Source organism: Kocuria sp. LUK (genome assembly GCF_021012935.1).
In the GTDB taxonomy this organism is placed as follows: domain Bacteria; phylum Actinomycetota; class Actinomycetes; order Actinomycetales; family Micrococcaceae; genus Kocuria; species Kocuria flava.
Window position 1 is genome coordinate 411,530 of sequence record NZ_JAJMZI010000001.1, and the last position, 17,072, is coordinate 428,601.

Genomic DNA, 17,072 nt, shown 5'->3' on the forward strand with positions numbered 1-17,072 from the left:
GCCGGACGTGCACGGGCCCCCGGGACGGCGTCCCGGGGGCCCGTGCACGGGTGCCGCGTCAGGCGCCCGGCGTGGTGAAGCGCATCGTCAGCGCGTAGGCCGCCACGGCCAGCGCCCACGCGACCGCCACGATCGTGGTCAGCCGCACGAGGTTCTTCTGCGCCACGCCGGAGGTGTTGAGCGACTGCGTCATGCCGCCGCCGAACATGTCGGACAGGCCGCCGCCCTTGCCCTTGTTCAGCAGGACGAGCAGGACGGCCAGGAGGCTGGTGACCACGATGATCACCAGGAGCACGGTCTGCAGGATTTCCACGGAGGCCCTTCCCGGGGGTCGGTGCCGAGCGGGCGCCCGGGGCGGGCGCCGTCGGTCAGGGGGTCGTGATCAGTCGGTCACGAGATGCTGCTCGAACCTGGCAATGCTAGCAAACTCCTCGGCGTCGAGGCTGGCCCCGCCGACCAGCAGGCCGTCCACGTCCTTGCCCTTCAGCAGCGCCGCAGCGTTGGCCGCCTTCGCCGAGCCGCCGTAGAGGATGCGGGTGCGCGCGGCGGTGCCGGCGTCGTGGAGCTCGGCCAGCTCGGCGCGGATCGCGGCGGCCATCTCCTGGGCGTCCTCGGGGCCGGCGACCTCGCCGGTGCCGATGGCCCACACGGGCTCGTAGGCGACCACGAGCTCCGCCACGCGCTCGGCGTCGAGCCCGGCGACGGCCCCGCGCAGCTGCTCGAGGGTGTGGCCCACGTGCTCGCCGGCCTGGCGGACCTCCAGGCCCTCGCCCACGCACAGCACCGGCACGAGGCCGTGGCGGTGGGCCGCGGCGATCTTGGCGGCGCACAGGGCGTCCGTCTCGCCGTGGATGGTGCGCCGCTCGGAGTGGCCCACGAGCACGTAGCCGCACCCGAGCCGGGCGAGGAACTGCCCGGAGACGTCCCCGGTGTAGGCCCCGGAGTCCTGGTCGGAGAGGTCCTGGGCGCCGTAGCGCACCCGCAGCCCGTCGGCCTCCACGAGGGACTGCACGGAGCGCAGGTCGGTGAACGGCGGGAACACTGCGACCTCGACGCGGTCGTGGTCGTGCTTGGCGTCGTCGAGGGTCCACGCCAGCTTCTGCAGCAGGGCGATGCCCTGGACGTGGTCCATGTTCATCTTCCAGTTGCCGGCGATCAGCGGCGTGCGGTCGAAGCTCCCGTTGGTCTGCGAGGTCATCTGCTGTCCTGTCCGCGGCGCTCTCGCCGCTGCTCGTGCGGGGTGCGGGAAGGGCACCCCGGGCGCGCGCCCCGGGATGCCCTTCCGCCGTGGTGGTGGTGCTCAGGCGCCGAGGGCGACGACGCCGGGCAGCTCCTTGCCCTCGATGAACTCCAGCGACGCGCCGCCGCCGGTGGAGATGTGGCCGAACTGCTCGTCGGTGAAGCCGAGATTGCGCACGGCGGAGGCGGAGTCGCCGCCGCCGATCACGCTCATGGCCTCCGAGGCGACGATGGCCTCGGCGACCGCGCGGGTCCCGGCGGCGAAGGCGTCCATCTCGAACACGCCCATGGGCCCGTTCCAGAACACCGTGCGGGCCGCCCTGATCCGGTCGGCGAACAGCGCCGCGGAGGCGGGCCCGATGTCCAGGCCGAGGCCGGAGGCGCCGATCCGCCCGCCGACGATGTCCTCGACGGGGCGGGTCTCGTGCGGGGCGTCGGCCGCGAAGCGCTCCGCGTAGACGACGTCGACGGGCAGGACGATCTCGGTGCCGGCGTCGGCCGCCCGCTCGAGGTAGCCCTTCACGGTCTCGAGCTGGTCCTCCTCGAGCAGGGACCCGCCGACGCGGTGGCCCTGGGCGGCGAGGAAGGTGAAGACCATGCCGCCGCCGATGAGCAGGGCGTCGGCGCGGCCGATGAGGTTGTCGATCACGGCGAGCTTGTCCGAGACCTTCGACCCGCCCATCACGACGACGAAGGGCCGCTCCGGGTCCTGGACGACCTTGGTGAGGACCTCGAGCTCGCGCCGGACGAGGTCGCCCTGGTAGGCGGGCAGCCGGTGGGCGATGTCGTAGACGGAGGCGTGCTTGCGGTGCACCGCCCCGAAGGCGTCGTCCACGTAGGCGCCGTTCTCGCCGGTCAGGGCGGCCAGCTCGTCGGCGAGGGCGCCGCGCTCGGCGTCGTCCTTCGAGGTCTCGCGCGGGTCGAAGCGCACGTTCTCGAGCACCAGCACCTCGCCGTCGGCCAGGGCCTCGGCCTTGTCCCGGGCGTCCTGGCCGACGACGTCGGTGGCGATCCGCACCGGGACGTCGGCCAGGTCGGCCAGGCGCTGCCCGGCGGGGGCGATCGAGTACTTCGGGTCCACCTGGCCCTTGGGCCGGCCGAGGTGGGCCATCACGATCACGCGGGCCCCCGCGCGGGCGAGCTTCTCGATGACCGGCAGGGACGCGCGGACGCGGCCGTCGTCGGTCACCGTGACGCCGTCCAGGGGGACGTTGAGGTCCGAGCGGACCAGGACGCGGCGCCCGGCGACGCCGTCGGCGATCAGTTCGTCAAGTGCATGTGCCATGACGCTCACCCTACCGGGGTGCCGGGCCTCAGAGCTGCGACGCGACGTGGGAGACGACGTTGACGAGGCGCACCGTGTAGCCCCACTCGTTGTCGTACCACGCGATGACCTTGACCTGGCCGTCGATGACCTTGGTCAGCGGCGCGTCGAAGATCGTGGAGATGTCGTCGCCCTGGATGTCCGAGGAGACGATCGGGTCCTCGGTGTACTTGACGATGCCCTTCATGGGACCCTCGGCGGCGGCCTTCATGGCGGCGTTGACCTCCTCGACGGTGACGTCCTCGGACGCCTCGAAGGTCAGGTCCACGAGCGAGCCGGTCGGGACGGGCACGCGCACCGCGAAGCCGTCGAGCTTGCCCTTGAGCTCCGGGAGGACGAGCCCCACGGCGGCGGCGGCCCCGGTGGTGGTGGGGACCATGTTCAGGGCGGCGGCGCGGGCGCGGCGGAGGTCCTTGTGCGGGCCGTCCTGGAGGTTCTGGTCCGCGGTGTAGGCGTGGATGGTGGTCATCAGGCCGCGCTCGATGCCGAACGCGTCGTTGAGGACCTTCGCCATGGGCGCGAGGCAGTTGGTGGTGCAGGAGGCGGCCGAGACGATGTCCATCGACGCGGCGTCGTAGGCGTCCAGGTTCACGCCCGGCACGAAGGTGCCGTCGATCTCCTTGCCCGGGGCGGAGAGGACGACCTTCTTCGCCCCGCCGTCCAGGTGCGCCTTCGCCTTGGTGCCGTTGGTGAAGCGCCCGGTGGACTCCACCACCACGTCCACGCCGAGCTCGCCCCACGGCAGCTTGGCGGGGTCGGGCTCGGCCAGGAAGCGGACCTGCTGCCCGTCCACGGTCATGACGTCGTCCTCGAGGGTGACCTCGCCGGGGTAGCGGCCGAGGACGGAGTCGTAGCGGAAGAGGTGGACCAGGGTCTTGGGGTCCGTGAGGTCGTTGACGGCCACGACCTCGACGTTCTGGCCGTGCTCGCGCACCGCCCGGAGGAAGTTGCGGCCGATGCGTCCGAAGCCGTTGATGCCCACTCGAATGGTCACTGCGTTCTCCTGTGCTGTGGTCGGTGTGGAGTTCGGTGCTGTTGTGCTCCAGTCTACGTGGTATTCGATGGGTTGTCTTGGGGTCGTGAAAGTTTTTTCGGCTCCTCAGCCCTGAAACCACACAAACCCACATTCGCGGGCGAGTCCGGCAGCGAACCCACGGAAGCGCAGGCGGGCCCGCCCGGGGCGGTCCCGCCGTGCTCAGCGACCGCCGGCGGGCTGGCCGGCGGCGGGCTCACCGGCCGCGGCGGGGGCCGGCTCGACCCGCTCGGCGGCGGTCTCGGCCGCCGCGTCCGTGCCCGGCACGCCGAGCTCCTCGGCCCGGCGGTCGGCCATCGCGAGCAGCCGCCGGATCCGTCCGGCGACGGCGTCCTTGGTCAGCGGCGGGTCGGCCAGCCGGCCCAGCTCGTCGAGGCTGGCCTGCTTGTTGGACAGCCTCAGCTCCCCGGCCTGCCGCAGGTGCTCGGGGACCTCGTCGCCCAGGATCTCGAGGGCTCGCTCGACGCGGGCCCCGGCGGCCACCGCCGCCTGGGCGGAGCGGCGCAGGTTGGCGTCGTCGAAGTTGGCGAGGCGGTTGGCCGTGGCCCGGACCTCCTTGCGCATCCGGCGGTCCTCCCACTGCAGCAGCGTGCGGTGGGCGCCCATCCGGGTCAGCAGCGCCGCGATCGCGTCGCCGTCGCGCACGACCACGCGGTCGGCCCCGCGCACCTCCCGCGCCTTGGCCAGGACCCCGAGCCGGCGGGCGGCGCCCACGAGGGCGAGCGCGGCCTCCGGGCCCGGGCAGGTGAACTCCATGGCGGCCGAGCGCCCGGGCTCGGTGAGCGAGCCGTGGGCGAGGAACGCCCCGCGCAGCACGGCCGCGGCGTCGGCCACCGCCCCGTTGACGACCGCCGGCGGCAGACCGCGCACGGGCCGGCCGCGGCCGTCGAGCAGACCGGTCTGGCGGGCGAGGGCCTCGCCGTCGCGGCCCACGCGCACCACGTAGGAGCTGCCGCGGCGCAGGCCGCCGCCGGAGACCACCACGAGCTCGCTGTCGTGGCCGAAGACCTCGGCGATGGTGCGGCGCACCCGCCGGGCCGTGGCCCCGGAGTCGACCTCCGCCTCGACCTCGATCCGGCCGGCGACGATGTGCAGCCCCCCGGCGAAGCGCAGCAGCGCCGAGAGCTCGGCCCGCCGCTCCGAGGACTTCTTGACCTCGAGGCGGGACAGTTCTTCCTTGACCGATGACGTCAGGGCCACGCGGTTCCTTTCCGGTGTGGGGTGGGGTGGGGGTGCCGGGCGGTGCCGGCGGGCCGGTGCCCGGCGGTGGTGCTCAGCGGTGGCGCTCGAGGATCTCCTGGTAGGCGGCCGCGAGCTTGAGGGAGTTGTGCACGCCGGTGCCGGGGCTCGCCCGGACGTCGGCGTAGTGGACCGCCGCGCCCAGGCCGGCGGCGACCCGCTCGAGGTCGCCGCGGTCCTCGGTCGCCGACGGGTCGGCGAGGACCACGTCGAGGGTCAGCTCGGGGCAGTAGGCCTGGAGCACCCGCAGGTGGTCGGCGGCGGTCTTGCCGCGGGTCTCGGTGTCCGGGGAGAGGTTGAGGGTCACGCACCGCCGGCCGGGGGCCGTGCAGATCGCCTCCCGCAGCCCGGGCAGCAGCAGGTGGGGCAGCACGGAGGTGTGCCAGGAGCCGGGCCCGAGCACGACCCAGTCGGCCGCGCCCACGGCCCCGACGGCCTCGGGGCAGGCGGGGGCGTCGGCGGGCACGAGCCGGACGTTGCACACGTCCGCCTGCTTGGCCAGGTGGGCCTGCCCGGTGATCGTGCGCAGGGTCGGGGTGGGGCCCCCGCCGGGGGCGGGCTCCGGGACGTCACCCTCGATGACCAGCGGCACGGTGGACATGGGCAGGACCCGCCCGCGGGCCCCGAGCAGGGCCCCTGCCCATTCGAGCCCGGCCACCGGGTCCCCCAGCAGCTCCCACAGCCCGACGATGAGCAGGTTGCCCAGGGCGTGGTGGTCCAGGCCCGTGGGCCGCTCGGCGGTGGAGGAGAAGCGGTGCTGCATGACGTCGCGCCAGGTCCGGCCCCACTCGGAGTCGTCGCACAGGGCGGCCAGGGCCATCCGCAGGTCCCCCGGGGGCAGGACCCCGAGCTCGTCGCGCAGCCGGCCGGAGGACCCGCCGTCGTCGGCGACGGTGACCACGGCGGTGACCGCCGGGGTGATGCGGCGCAGCGCCGCGAGGTTCGCCGAGAGCCCGTGCCCGCCGCCGAGGGCCACCACGGAGGGGCGCCCGCCCCCGGGGCGGCGGGCGGCGGCGTCGGGCGAGTGGTGCGGGTCGGCGTCGGCGCCGCTGCCGAGGGGCAGCCGGGGGAACGCGCCGGTGGGGGAAGCGGTCATCGAGGGTCCAATGCGGGTGGGGGTCCGCCGGTCACTCCCGGCCCATGTCCCGGTGCTGGATGTTGACCGTCACGAGCGGCAGCTTGGCGAGCCTGCGGGCCACCTCCTCGCTGACGGCCACCGAGCGGTGCTTCCCGCCCGTGCAGCCGATCGCGACGGTGGCGTAGTGCTTGTTCTCGGTACGGTACCCCGCGAACACGGGCTCGAGCATCGCGACGAAGCGCTCGACGAACTGTTGCGGGCCCTCCTCGCGGAACACGTAGTCGCGCACCTCGGCGTCCTGCCCGGTGCGCGGGCGCAGCGCCGGGACCCAGTGCGGGTTGGGGATGAAGCGCACGTCCGCGACGAAGTTGGCGTCGGCGGGCACCCCGTACTTGAAGCCGAAGCTGAGCACGGTCAGGCGCAGCACCACGGGCCCGTCGGTGGCGAACAGGTCGGCGACGGCCCGCGAGAGGGCGTGGACGTTGAAGCCGGAGGTGTCGAGCACGACGTCGGCGGACTCGCGCAGGTCCTTGAGCAGGGCGCGCTCGGCGCGGATGCCGTCGAGGATCCGCCCGCCGGCCTGCAGGGGGTGGGGGCGGCGCTGGTGCTCGTAGCGGGAGACGAGCACCTCGTCGGAGGCGTCGAGGAAGAGCACGGAGAAGTCGACGTCGGAGGCCTCGAGCGCGGCGAGGGTCTCCTTCATGTCGTTGAACAGGGCCTTGCCCCGCACGTCGATGACCACCGCCAGCCGCGGCAGCGCCTGCGGGGTGCGGGCGACGAGGTCGGCGAGGGTGTGCAGCATCTGCGGGGGCAGGTTGTCCACCACGTACCAGCCGAGGTCCTCCAGGGCGTTGGCGGCGGTGCTGCGGCCGGCCCCGGACATGCCCGTGACCACGAGCAGCTCGGAGCCGGCCGGCGGGGCGGCCGCCGGCACCGCGTCGGTGCCGCCGTCCGGGCCGGTCGTTGCCTCGATCATCGCCTCTCCGTTCCCCGGGAAGCCGTCCCGGGCCCGTCTCGTCCGTTCCCGCCCGCGGCCGCCGGCGCTCCCCGGCCAGCCTATCGGGCCGGGACCCCGCTCAGGAGAGCACCTCGCCGGTGGTCGTGTTGACCGCGGGGGCGGTGTCCCGGCCCTGGTCCCGGAGGGCGGCGGCGACCTTCTCGGCGAGGGTGCGCCCGAAGCCGGGGACCTCCTCGATCTCCTCCACGCGCGCCGCCCGCAGCCTGCGCACTGAGCCGAAGTGCTTCAGCAGCGCCTTCTGCTTGGCGGGGCCCACCCCCGGCAGGCCGTCGAGCGCGGAGACGGTCATCGCCGCGGAGCGCTTCCGGCGGTGGAAGGTGATCGCGAAGCGGTGGGCCTCGTCCCGGATCCGCTGGAGCAGGTACAGCCCCTGGCTCGCGCGCGGCAGGATCACCGGGAAGTCGTCGCCGGGCACCCACACCTCCTCGAGGCGCTTGGCCAGGCCCACGACGTGGACGTCGTCGACGCCGAGGTCGGCCAGGGCGCGGGCGGCGGCGGCCACCTGCGGCGGCCCGCCGTCGACGACGACGAGGCTGGGCGGATAGGCGAACCGGGCCCGCTCGGGGACCTCCGCCGCGGCGTCGACCGCGCCGGTGCGGGGGCCGCCGGCCTCCCGCTCGGCCTGCTCCGCCAGGTGGCGGCGGAACCGGCGGGAGATGACGTCGTACATGGAGGCGGTGTCGTCGCGGGCGGCCTCGCCGGTGACGGAGAACTTCCGGTACTCGGCCTTGCGGGGCAGCCCGTCCTCGAAGACGACCATCGAGGCGACGACGTTGGTGCCCTGGACGTGGGAGATGTCGTAGCACTCGATGCGCATCAGGGGCACGGGGATGCCGAGGGCCTCCTGCAGCTCCTGCAGGGAGGCCGAGCGGGTGGTGAGGTCCCCCGCCCGCCGGGACTTGTGCAGCTTCAGCGCCTGCCGGGCGTTCTCCCGGACGGTCTCCATCAGGTGGGCCTTCTCCCCCCGCTGGGGCACGGCCAGGTGGACACGGGAGCCGCGCAGCCCCGAGAGCCACTCCTCGAGCCGGTCCGCGTTGTCGGCGGGCTCGGAGAGCAGCACGGTGCGCGGGATCGCGTCCTCGCGGTAGGCCAGCTCGGCGGCCGGCCGGTGCTTGGAGCCGCGCTCCGGGGGCGCGGCGGCGGCCGCGAGGGCGGTGGACTCGGCGGCCTCGGCGGCGGTCTCGCCGTAGACCTGCTCGAGCAGCTGCTCGAGCAGCCGCCCGCCGTCGGCCTCCTCGACCTTCTCGGTCACCCACCCGCGCTGGCCGCGGATGCGCCCGCCGCGCACGTGGAAGACCTGCACGGCGGCCTCGAGCTCGTCCTCGGCCAGGGCGAAGAAGTCGGCGTCCGTGGAGTCGGAGAGCACCACGGCGTTGCGCTCGAACGCCTTCTCGAGCGCGGCGATGTCGTCCCGGCGCGCGGCGGCGGTCTCGAAGTCCATGGCCGCGGCGGCCTCCTGCATCTGCCGCTGCAGCTCCTTGAGGAACGGCGTGGCCTGCCCGGCCATGAACCGGCACAGGTCCTCGGCCAGGGCGTAGTGGTCCTCGGCGGAGATCCGGCCCACGCACGGGGCGGAGCACTTGTCGATGTAGCCGAGCAGGCACGGGCGCCCGGACTGCTCCGCGCGCCGGTAGACGCCCTTCGAGCAGGTGCGCACCGGGAACACGCGCAGCAGGGCGTCGAGGGTCTCGCGGATCGCCCAGGCCTGGGAGTAGGGGCCGAAGTAGCGGTGGCCCTTCTTCTTCTCCCCGCGCACCACCTGGGCCCGGGGGACCTTCTCCCCCATCGTCACGGCGAGATAGGGGTAGGACTTGTCGTCGCGGTAGGCGATGTTGAACCGGGGCCGGAACTGCTTGATCCAGGTGTACTCGAGCTGCAGGGACTCCAGCTCGCTGCCGACCACGGTCCACTCCACGCCCGCGGCGGTGGTGACCATGGCGCGGGTCTTGGGGCTGAGGGCGTGCAGGGGCGCGAAGTAGGAGCTGAGCCGGTTGCGCAGGTTCTTCGCCTTGCCCACGTAGATCACGCGCCCGTGCTCGTCGCGGAAGCGGTAGACCCCCGGGTCGGTGGGGATGTCCTGGCGGGCGGGTCGGTAGGTCGCCGGATCGGCCACGGTCCGGTCCTCCCTCAGCGGCCCGCGGGGGCCGGGCTCGTGTAGCCGGCGAGCAGCCCCGCCAGCTGGGCGGCGTCGCGGGCCACGGCGGCGAAACAGCTGCCGAGCTCGTCCTCGTCGGCGAAGCCCCAGGCCACGCCGAGGCAGTCGAGGCCGTGGGCGGCGGCGCCCTCGGCGTCGTAGCGGCGGTCCCCGACCATCACCGTGCGGGCCGGGTCCGGGGCGTGCACGCCGAGCCGGCGCAGGGCCTCGCCGATGATCGCGGGCTTGTCGTGGGCCAGGCCCTCGCGCGGGACGGCCGCGGCGTCGTCGGCGGCCCCGGAGACCGTCTCGACCCAGCGGTCGAGGCCGAAGCGGGCCACGAGCAGCTCGGCCGTGGGCTCGGGCTTCTGGGTGGCCACGGCCATGCGGACCCCGGCACCGTGGAGGCTCCCGAGCAGCTCGCTCACCCCGGGGTAGACCCGGGTCTGCTCGATGCCCTCCGTGCGGTACCGGGCCCGGTAGGTGGCCACGACCTCGGGGATCCGCTCCTCCGGGACGTCGGTGAAGGCGCGCAGGGACACGCCCACGGGCGGGCCCACGAACCGGCGCAGGTCCTCGGGCACGGCGTGGCCGTGCTCGGCCAGGGCCCGGGCGATCCCGCCGGTGATCGCCCCGGCGGGATCCAGCAGCGTGCCGTCGAGGTCCCACAGGACCACCGGGGCGCTCACCGGGCGCTCCCGACGGGGGCCGTGCCCAGGATCTCGGCCAGGAAGCGGCCGGTGTGGCTGTCCGGGTGGGCGGCGACCTGCTCCGGGGTGCCCTCGGCCACGACCTGTCCGCCGCCCGAGCCGCCGTCGGGACCGAGGTCGACGATCCAGTCGGCGGACTTGATGACGTCCAGGTTGTGCTCGATGGTCATCACGGTGTTGCCCTTGTCCACGAGGCCCTGCAGCACGAGCAGCAGCTTGCGGATGTCCTCGAAGTGCAGGCCCGTGGTCGGCTCGTCCAGCACGTAGATCGACCGGCCGTTGGAGCGCTTCTGCAGCTCCGCGGCCAGCTTCACGCGCTGGGCCTCGCCGCCGGAGAGGGTCGTGGCCGGCTGGCCCAGCCGCACGTAGCCCAGGCCGACGTCCACGAGCGTGTTGAGGTGGCGGGCGATCGGGCCGAAGGCCTTGAAGAACTCCGCGGCCTCCTCGATCGGCATGTCCAGGACCTCGGCGATCGTGCGGCCCTTGTAGTGGACCTCGAGCGTCTCCCGGTTGTACCGGGCGCCCTTGCACACCTCGCAGGGGACGTAGACGTCGGGCAGGAAGTTCATCTCGATCTTGATCGTGCCGTCGCCGGTGCACGCCTCGCAGCGCCCGCCCTTGACGTTGAAGGAGAAGCGGCCGGGCTGGTAGCCGCGCACCTTCGCCTCGGGGGTCTCCGCGAAGAGCTTGCGAACGTGGTCGAAGACCCCGGTGTAGGTCGCGGGGTTGGACCGCGGGGTGCGCCCGATGGGGCTCTGGTCCACGTGCACGACCTTGTCGAGCTGGTCCACGCCGTCGATGCGCTTGTGCCGGCCGGGCACCTGCTTCGCGCCGTTGAGCTTGTTGGCCAGGGCGGTGTAGAGGATGTCGTTGACCAGCGTGGACTTCCCCGACCCGGAGACCCCCGTGACGGCGGTGAGCACGCCCAGGGGGAAGGAGACGTCGAGGTTGCGCAGGTTGTTCTCGCGCGCGCCCACGACCTTGAGCATCCGCTTGCGGTCCACCGGCCGGCGCGCGGCCGGCACGGCGATGGAGCGCCGCCCCGAGAGGTAGTCGGCGGTCAGCGAGGCCTCGTTGGCCAGCAGCTGCTCGTAGGTGCCCGAGTGCACGATCCGCCCGCCGTGCTCGCCGGCGCCGGGGCCGACGTCGACGACCCAGTCGGCCTCGCGGATCGTGTCCTCGTCGTGCTCGACGACGATGAGGGTGTTGCCCATGTCCCGCAGCTTGGTCAGGGTCTCGATCAGCCGGCGGTTGTCCCGCTGGTGCAGGCCGATGGAGGGCTCGTCGAGGACGTAGAGCACCCCGACCAGCCCGGCGCCGATCTGGGTGGCCAGGCGGATGCGCTGGGCCTCGCCGCCGGAGAGCGTCGCGGCGGCGCGCTCCAGGTTGAGGTAGTCCAGGCCCACGTCCACGAGGAAGGTCAGGCGCGCCTGGATCTCCCGCAGCACCTGGTCGCCGATCTGCGCGTCGCGGGCGCTCAGGCGCAGGTCGCGGAAGAACTCCTGGGCCTCGCGCATGGGCATCCGCGTGGTCTCGGCGATGTTCTTCCCGCCCACGGTCACGGCGAGCATGGTCGGGTTCAGCCGGGCGCCGTCGCAGGCGGGGCAGGGCACCTGGCGCATGTACTGCTCGTAGCGGTCCTTGGCGGAGTCCGACTCGGTCTCGGCGTGCTTGCGCTTGATGTAGCCCACCACGCCCTCGAAGCCCTGGGTGTAGCGGCGCTCGCGGCCGAAGCGGTTGCGGTAGGCGACGGTGACCTCGTAGTCCTTGCCGTCGAGGATCGCCCGGCGCGCCTTGGCCGGCAGCCTGTGCCACGGGGTGACGAGGTCGAAGCCGAGCTCCTCGCCGAGCCCGGCCAGCAGCCGGTTCCAGTAGTCGCTGGTGGCCTTGCCCAGCGACCACGGGGCGATCGCGCCCTCGACGAGGCTCAGGTCCGGGTCGGGCACCACGAGCTGCTCGTCGACCTCCAGCCGGGAGCCGATGCCGTCGCACTCGGGGCACGCGCCGAAGGGGGCGTTGAAGGAGAAGGAGCGGGGCTCGATCTCGTCGGCCTGCAGGGGGTGCTCGTTGGGGCAGGCCAGGTTCTCGGAGAAGGGCCGGCGCAGCTCGAGCGGGTGGGCGATCTCCTCGTCCGTGCGCGGGACGAGCTCGACGACGACGCGGCCCTCGGCGAGGCCCAGTGCGGTCTCGACCGAGTCGGTCAGGCGCTGGCGGATGCCGTCCTTGACCACGAGGCGGTCCACGACGACCTCGATGGTGTGCTTGTACTGCTTCTTCAGCTTCGGCGGGTCGGCGAGCTGGACGGTCTCCCCGTCCACGGTGGCCCGGGAGAAGCCCTTGGCGGAGAGCTCCTGGAAGAGGTCGGCGAACTCGCCCTTGCGCTCGCGCACGACCGGGGCGAGGACCTGGAAGCGGGTGCGCTCCGGCATCTCCAGCAGCTGGTCGACGATCTGCTGCGGGGTCTGGCGCTCGATGGGCTCCCCGCACTCGGGGCAGTGGGGCCGGCCGATGCGCGCCCACAGCAGGCGCATGTAGTCGTAGATCTCGGTGATCGTCCCGACGGTCGAGCGGGGGTTGCGGGAGGTCGACTTCTGGTCGATGGACACCGCCGGGGACAGGCCCTCGATGAAGTCGACGTCGGGCTTGTCCACCCGGCCCAGGAACATCCGGGCGTAGGAGGACAGGGACTCGACGTAGCGGCGCTGGCCCTCGGCGAAGATGGTGTCGAAGGCCAGGGAGGACTTCCCGGACCCGGACAGGCCCGTGAACACGACCATGGCGTCGCGCGGGACGGTCAGCGAGACGTCGTGCAGGTTGTGCTCGCGGGCGCCCTGCACGACGATCTCGGTCAGGTCGGACCGGCCGCCGGCGCGCGGGGCCGCCGCCGGGGACGGCACGGCGGGCAGCTCGCCGGCGGCGGGGCGCTCCTCGGGCGACGAGTCGTTCAGGACCAGGGTGGACGCGGGGATGGGTTCGGACACGCGGTCCACTGTAGTACCGGGCCCGGACATCCGGGCCTGCCGGGTGGGCGGCTTCACAGGCGGTCCAGGGGCCCGGTCGAGGTGTCCTCGCGCTCCCGGGCGGGGCGCCCGTCGGGTCCGCCGGCCGGGGCGCCGCCGTGGCCGGCCCGGGTGCCGTCCCCGGCCGCCGCGGACCGGCGCCGGCGCACCTCCCGGGCGTCGAGGCTGCGGGTGACCACGCGCACCTGGCCGGTGTGCGGGTCGACCTCCACGATGTCGACCGTGCGCCGCAGGGGCACCTCCTTGATGAGCAGCACGGCGGCCAGCGTGAACAGGGACGCGACGGCGGCCACGAGGAAGATCAGCGCGGTGCCCGAGCCGTAGGCCTCCTGCACGACGCGCGCGACCGACGGGGGCAGGGCGGCGAGGTCCATCTCCGAGGCGTCGGCCGAGGCGGCGGCGGCGCTGCCGGCGCGGGCCTCGGCCGCGAGGGCGCCGGAGAGGTGGGAGCTCAGCAGCGCCCCGAACGCGGAGACGGCCACGGCCCCGCCCATCGTGCGGAAGAACGCGACCGAGGACGACGCCGCGCCCATGTCCTTCAGCCCCACGGTGTTCTGCACGGCCAGCACGAGGTTCTGGTTCAGCGCGCCGATGCCGGTGCCGATGAGCAGGATGTAGGCGCCGACGAGCGCCACGGGGGTGTCGTGGCCGATGGTCGCGGCCAGGAACAGCCCGGCGGACATCAGCACCGCGGCCACCACGAGCACGATCTTCCAGCGCCCGTAGCGGGTGATCAGCTGCCCGGCCACGGTCGCGCCCACGAGCGAGCCGAGGACCTGCGGGAGCATGAGCACCCCGGCCATGGTGGGCGTGTAGCCCTGGCCGAGCTGGAAGTACTGGCCCAGGTAGGTGGTCGAGGCGAACATCGCCCCGCCGGTGGCCACGGCGGCGACGATCGCGAGCGCGGTGGTGCGCTCGGTGACCACGCGGATGGGCACGACCGGCTCGGCCGCCCGGCGCTCGACGAGCACGAAGGCCACGGTGGCGGCCAGGCCGGTGCCCACGAGGGCGGCCGAGGTCGCCGAGGCCCAGGCGAACATGCCGGGCTTGCCGGCCAGGGAGACCCACAGCAGCAGGGAGGTCGAGGCCACCAGCAGCAGGACGATGCCCGGCCAGTCGATGCGCGGGCGGCGCTTCTGCTGCGGGGGCAGCTGCAGGGTGCGCTGGACGAGCACGGCGGCCAGCACGGCCAGGGGCGCGGGGATGAGGAAGACCCAGCGCCAGCCGAAGAGGTCCACGATCAGCCCGCCCAGCAGCGGGCCCGCGGAGGTGGCCACGGCCATCACGGCGCCCATGTACCCGGCGTAGCGGCCGCGCTCGCGCGGCGGGATGATCGTGCCCATGATCGTCATGGCCAGGGCCATGATCCCGCCCATGGCCACGCCCTGGACCACGCGGGCCAGGACGAGGAACTCGACGTTCGGGGCCAGCCCGGCCATGCCGGAGCCGAGCACGAAGATCACGATGGCCAGCTGCAGCAGGCGCTTCTTGTCGAACAGGTCGGCGAACTTGCCCCAGATCGGCGTGGTCGCGGCGTTGGCGAGCAGGGTGCCGGTGACCGTCCAGGCCAGGGAGGTCTGGTCGCCGTCGAGGTCGGCCATGATCACGGGCAGGGCCGTGCCGATGATCGTGAGGGTGACCATCGCCATGAAGAACACGGACAGGATCGCCGTCAGGGCGCGCAGGACGTCCCGGTGCGAGGCGCCGGTGCCCCCGCCCGGGGCGGTGGTCGGGTGCTGGGACGTCATCGTGCGGTCTGCTCCTCGTGCTCGTCGTGCTGCGGTCGGTCCTCGGGGGCCCCGGCGGGGCCCGCCCCGCCGGGCGGCTCGTGGCCGCCGCGGCAGGAGGTGGTGCGCTCGACGCCGAGGGAGTCGAGGAACACGGTGGTGATCTCGTTGATGGCGCCGCGGCTGGACCGGGCGCGGTCCTCGTCCCAGCCGGCCAGGCGCTCGGCCAGGCGCTGGGCGTCGAGCTCGACGGCGGCGCGCACCTCGTCGCGGCCGTGGTCCGTGATGGCGACCAGGGCGGCGCGCCCGTCCTCGGGGTCGGGGGTGCGCTCGACGAGCCCGGCCTCCTCGAGCCCGGCCAGCTGCCGGCTCAGCCCGGAGGGGCCAAGGCCGGTCTCGGCGGCCATGACGGTCGCGCGCCGGGGTCCCGTGCCGGTCAGGTAGGACAGCAGCCCGACCGAGGTCGGGCTCAGCCGGCGGCGGCCGGGCTCGACCTTGGTGACGCGGCGCATCACGCGCTGCAGCTCCAGCAGGTCGCGCACCAGCTCGACGGCGGTCTCGTGCGAGACGGGCACGGGGTTCCTCCTCGGGACGGCGGCGGGGACGACGACGGGCACCCGGACCGCACGTCCCCGCACTGCGGGGCCCGCGTCGGCGCCGACGCGGCGGGGTGGGTCCGGGTGCCCGGATGTTTCGTTGCTGCACGCAACTTTACGGTCCGGGTCCGGCGGGCACAAGGCCGCGGGGGCCCTCCGGGGCCCGGTGTGAGGGATCCCACCGCGGCCCGCACGGCCCCCTCCCGGCGCGCCGCGGCGGGGCGGGACCGCCCGACTGGCTCGCTGGGAGGACCCTGAGTAGCCTGGGGCGCATGATCGCAACCAAGACGGAGGTCATCGACCTCGCGGAGGTCACCGTCCGCAGGATCTCGGTCGGGGAGATGGACAACAACGTCTACCTGCTCACCTCCAAGAAGGAGGGCACCCAGGTCCTCATCGACGCCGCCGACGACGCCCGCGCCATCGCCGGTCTGGTCGGCGCCGGCTGCGGCGACTGCTCGGCGTCCTACGGCAACCTCCAGCTCATCGTCACGACCCACTCGCACTGGGACCACGTGCGCGCCCTCGAGGAGGTCCGCTCCCGGTCCGAGGCGATGACCGCCTGCGGCGCCGAGGACGAGGCCGACATCGCCGTGCCCATGGACGTCACCTTCGAGGACGGCGACACCGCCGAGCTCGACGGCTTCGACCTCGAGGTGATCGGGCTGCGGGGCCACACCCCCGGGTCCATCGCCCTGGTCTACCGGGACCCCGAGGGCCCGGCCCACATCTTCTCCGGCGACTCCCTGTTCCCGGGCGGGGTCGGGAAGACGAACAGCCCCGAGGACTTCCGGCAGCTGATCACCGACGTGACCGAGCGGATCTTCGACCGCTTCGACGACGACACCGTGGTCCACCCCGGGCACGGCCGGCCCACGACGCTGGGCGCCGAGCGCCCGCACCTGGACGAGTGGCGCGCCCGCGGGTGGTGACCGGACGGGGATCCGCGACCGCGGCGGCGGCGCCCGAGCGGGGCGCCCACGCCGCGGTCCTGCTCTTCCCGGCGCTCGTGCTCGCCGGCGGGCTGGCGGGCTTCCTCGCCCCCGGGGCCGCCGGGCTCTCGGGATGGGTCAACCCGCTGCTCGGGCTCGTGATGTTCGGCATGGGCCTGACCCTGCGCCCGGCCGACCTCGCCCTCGTGGCCCGGCGCCCCCTGCCCGTGGCCCTGGGCGTGGCCGCCCAGTACGGCCTCATGCCGCTGCTCGCCCTGGCCGTGGCCCTCGCCCTGCGGCTGCCGCCGGAGCTGGCGGCGGGCGTGATCCTGGTCGGTGCCGCCCCCGGGGGCACGGCCTCCAACGTGGTCGCCTACCTGGCCCGCGGGGACGTGGCGCTGTCGGTGGCGATGACCACGGTCTCCACGCTGCTGGCCCCGGTGCTCACCCCCCTGCTGACGCTGTGGCTGGCCGGGCAGTACCTGCCCGTCGACGGCGCCGCGATGGCCGGGTCCATCACCCGGATCGTGCTGCTGCCCGTCGTCGTCGGCCTGGCCGTGCGGCTGCTGCTGCCCCGGCTCGTCGCCCGGGCGCTGCCCGCCCTGCCCTGGGTCTCGGTCGCCGCGATCGCGGTGATCGTGGCGGTCGTGGTCGCCGGCAGCGCCGACCGGATCGCCGGGGCGGGACTGCTCGTGCTGGCCGCCGTGGCCCTGCACAACGTCCTCGGCACGGCCCTCGGCCACCTCGTGGGCGTGCTCACCCGCCGGTCCGTGCCCGTCCGGCGCACCCTGGCCGTGGAGGTCGGGATGCAGAACTCGGGGCTCGCCGCCGGGCTGGCCGCCCAGTACCTGAACCCGCTCGCGGCCCTGCCCGGGGCGGTCTTCTCGGTGTGGCACAACCTCTCCGGCGCCGTGTTCGCCCTGCTGTGCCGCCGCGCCGACGCCCGCCGCGCCACCGGCTCACAGGATGCTGGGAATCCGCCCCGCCCGCCCGGGCACCCCGCCGACCTCGGCTAGCGTGAC

At 74.0% G+C, this 17,072-nt stretch carries 14 protein-coding genes; 2 read left to right on the forward strand and 12 right to left on the reverse strand.

Annotated features, from left to right (window positions below; all coding sequences use genetic code 11):
- Positions 1-58: 58 nt before the first annotated feature.
- From secG to LQU92_RS01990, 12 genes are all read right to left on the reverse strand, one after another.
- Positions 59-313 (reverse strand): preprotein translocase subunit SecG, encoded by a 255-nt coding sequence (secG, locus tag LQU92_RS01935; protein WP_058858669.1) that lies wholly within the window; start codon positions 311-313, stop codon positions 59-61.
- A 69-nt stretch (positions 314-382) separates the two neighbouring features.
- Complete coding sequence (gene tpiA / locus LQU92_RS01940) at positions 383-1,198, reverse strand: triose-phosphate isomerase (RefSeq protein ID WP_230660297.1); 816 nt, start codon at positions 1,196-1,198, stop codon at positions 383-385.
- A 102-nt stretch (positions 1,199-1,300) separates the two neighbouring features.
- On the reverse strand, positions 1,301-2,524 hold the full coding sequence (gene pgk / locus LQU92_RS01945) for a phosphoglycerate kinase (RefSeq protein WP_230660299.1): 1,224 nt from the start codon (positions 2,522-2,524) through the stop codon (positions 1,301-1,303).
- A gap of 28 nt (positions 2,525-2,552) precedes the next feature.
- Positions 2,553-3,557, reverse strand: coding sequence for a type I glyceraldehyde-3-phosphate dehydrogenase (gap, locus tag LQU92_RS01950; RefSeq protein WP_230660301.1), 1,005 nt, complete (start codon positions 3,555-3,557; stop codon positions 2,553-2,555).
- Between the two features lie 201 nt (positions 3,558-3,758).
- A complete protein-coding gene (gene whiA, locus LQU92_RS01955) occupies positions 3,759-4,796 on the reverse strand; it encodes a DNA-binding protein WhiA (protein ID WP_230660304.1) in 1,038 nt (345 codons plus the stop codon).
- 73 nt (positions 4,797-4,869) lie between these two features.
- The gene (gene yvcK, locus LQU92_RS01960; RefSeq protein WP_101852448.1) at positions 4,870-5,931 is read right to left on the reverse strand and encodes a uridine diphosphate-N-acetylglucosamine-binding protein YvcK; all 1,062 of its coding nucleotides are present in this window, start codon (positions 5,929-5,931) and stop codon (positions 4,870-4,872) included.
- Positions 5,932-5,962: 31 nt separating this feature from the next.
- Positions 5,963-6,889: an RNase adapter RapZ gene (gene rapZ, locus LQU92_RS01965; protein ID WP_058858664.1), complete on the reverse strand. Its 927-nt coding sequence runs from the start codon at positions 6,887-6,889 to the stop codon at positions 5,963-5,965.
- Between the two features lie 100 nt (positions 6,890-6,989).
- On the reverse strand, positions 6,990-9,044 hold the full coding sequence (uvrC, locus tag LQU92_RS01970) for an excinuclease ABC subunit UvrC (RefSeq protein ID WP_230660307.1): 2,055 nt from the start codon (positions 9,042-9,044) through the stop codon (positions 6,990-6,992).
- Positions 9,045-9,058: 14 nt separating this feature from the next.
- Positions 9,059-9,754 carry an HAD hydrolase-like protein gene (locus LQU92_RS01975; protein WP_230660310.1) on the reverse strand — a complete coding sequence of 232 codons (696 nt, stop codon included), beginning with the start codon at positions 9,752-9,754 and terminating at the stop codon, positions 9,059-9,061.
- Positions 9,751-12,672, reverse strand: coding sequence for an excinuclease ABC subunit UvrA (uvrA, locus tag LQU92_RS01980; RefSeq protein WP_101853162.1), 2,922 nt, complete (start codon positions 12,670-12,672; stop codon positions 9,751-9,753). Before uvrA ends, LQU92_RS01975 begins: the two co-directional genes overlap by 4 nt.
- Positions 12,673-12,809: 137 nt before the next feature.
- Entirely contained in the window at positions 12,810-14,543 is a 1,734-nt protein-coding gene (locus LQU92_RS01985; RefSeq protein ID WP_101852450.1) for an MDR family MFS transporter, read from the reverse strand.
- Positions 14,540-15,097, reverse strand: coding sequence for a MarR family winged helix-turn-helix transcriptional regulator (locus LQU92_RS01990; protein WP_101852451.1), 558 nt, complete (start codon positions 15,095-15,097; stop codon positions 14,540-14,542). The genes LQU92_RS01985 and LQU92_RS01990 overlap by 4 nt, the downstream gene beginning before the upstream one ends.
- A 293-nt stretch (positions 15,098-15,390) precedes the next feature.
- On the opposite strand from LQU92_RS01990, the gene LQU92_RS01995 reads away from it, so the two are divergent.
- Both LQU92_RS01995 and LQU92_RS02000 read left to right on the forward strand, forming a co-directional pair.
- Positions 15,391-16,050: an MBL fold metallo-hydrolase gene (locus LQU92_RS01995; protein WP_230660313.1), complete on the forward strand. Its 660-nt coding sequence runs from the start codon at positions 15,391-15,393 to the stop codon at positions 16,048-16,050.
- Positions 16,047-17,066, forward strand: a complete 1,020-nt coding sequence (locus tag LQU92_RS02000) for a bile acid:sodium symporter family protein (protein ID WP_230660316.1) — start codon at positions 16,047-16,049, stop codon at positions 17,064-17,066. Before LQU92_RS01995 ends, LQU92_RS02000 begins: the two co-directional genes overlap by 4 nt.
- Positions 17,067-17,072 lie beyond the last annotated feature (6 nt).

Bases quoted from the DNA above. Each gene is read 5' to 3' on its own strand.
- LQU92_RS01995 (WP_230660313.1), top strand. From the start codon at position 15,391: ATGATCGCAACCAAGACGGAGGTCATCGACCTCGCGGAGGTCACCGTC.
- tpiA (WP_230660297.1), bottom strand. From the start codon at position 1,198: ATGACCTCGCAGACCAACGGGAGCTTCGACCGCACGCCGCTGATCGCC.
- pgk (WP_230660299.1), bottom strand. From the start codon at position 2,524: ATGGCACATGCACTTGACGAACTGATCGCCGACGGCGTCGCCGGGCGC.
- rapZ (WP_058858664.1), bottom strand. From the start codon at position 6,889: ATGATCGAGGCAACGACCGGCCCGGACGGCGGCACCGACGCGGTGCCG.
- yvcK (WP_101852448.1), bottom strand. From the start codon at position 5,931: ATGACCGCTTCCCCCACCGGCGCGTTCCCCCGGCTGCCCCTCGGCAGC.
- LQU92_RS01985 (WP_101852450.1), bottom strand. From the start codon at position 14,543: ATGACGTCCCAGCACCCGACCACCGCCCCGGGCGGGGGCACCGGCGCC.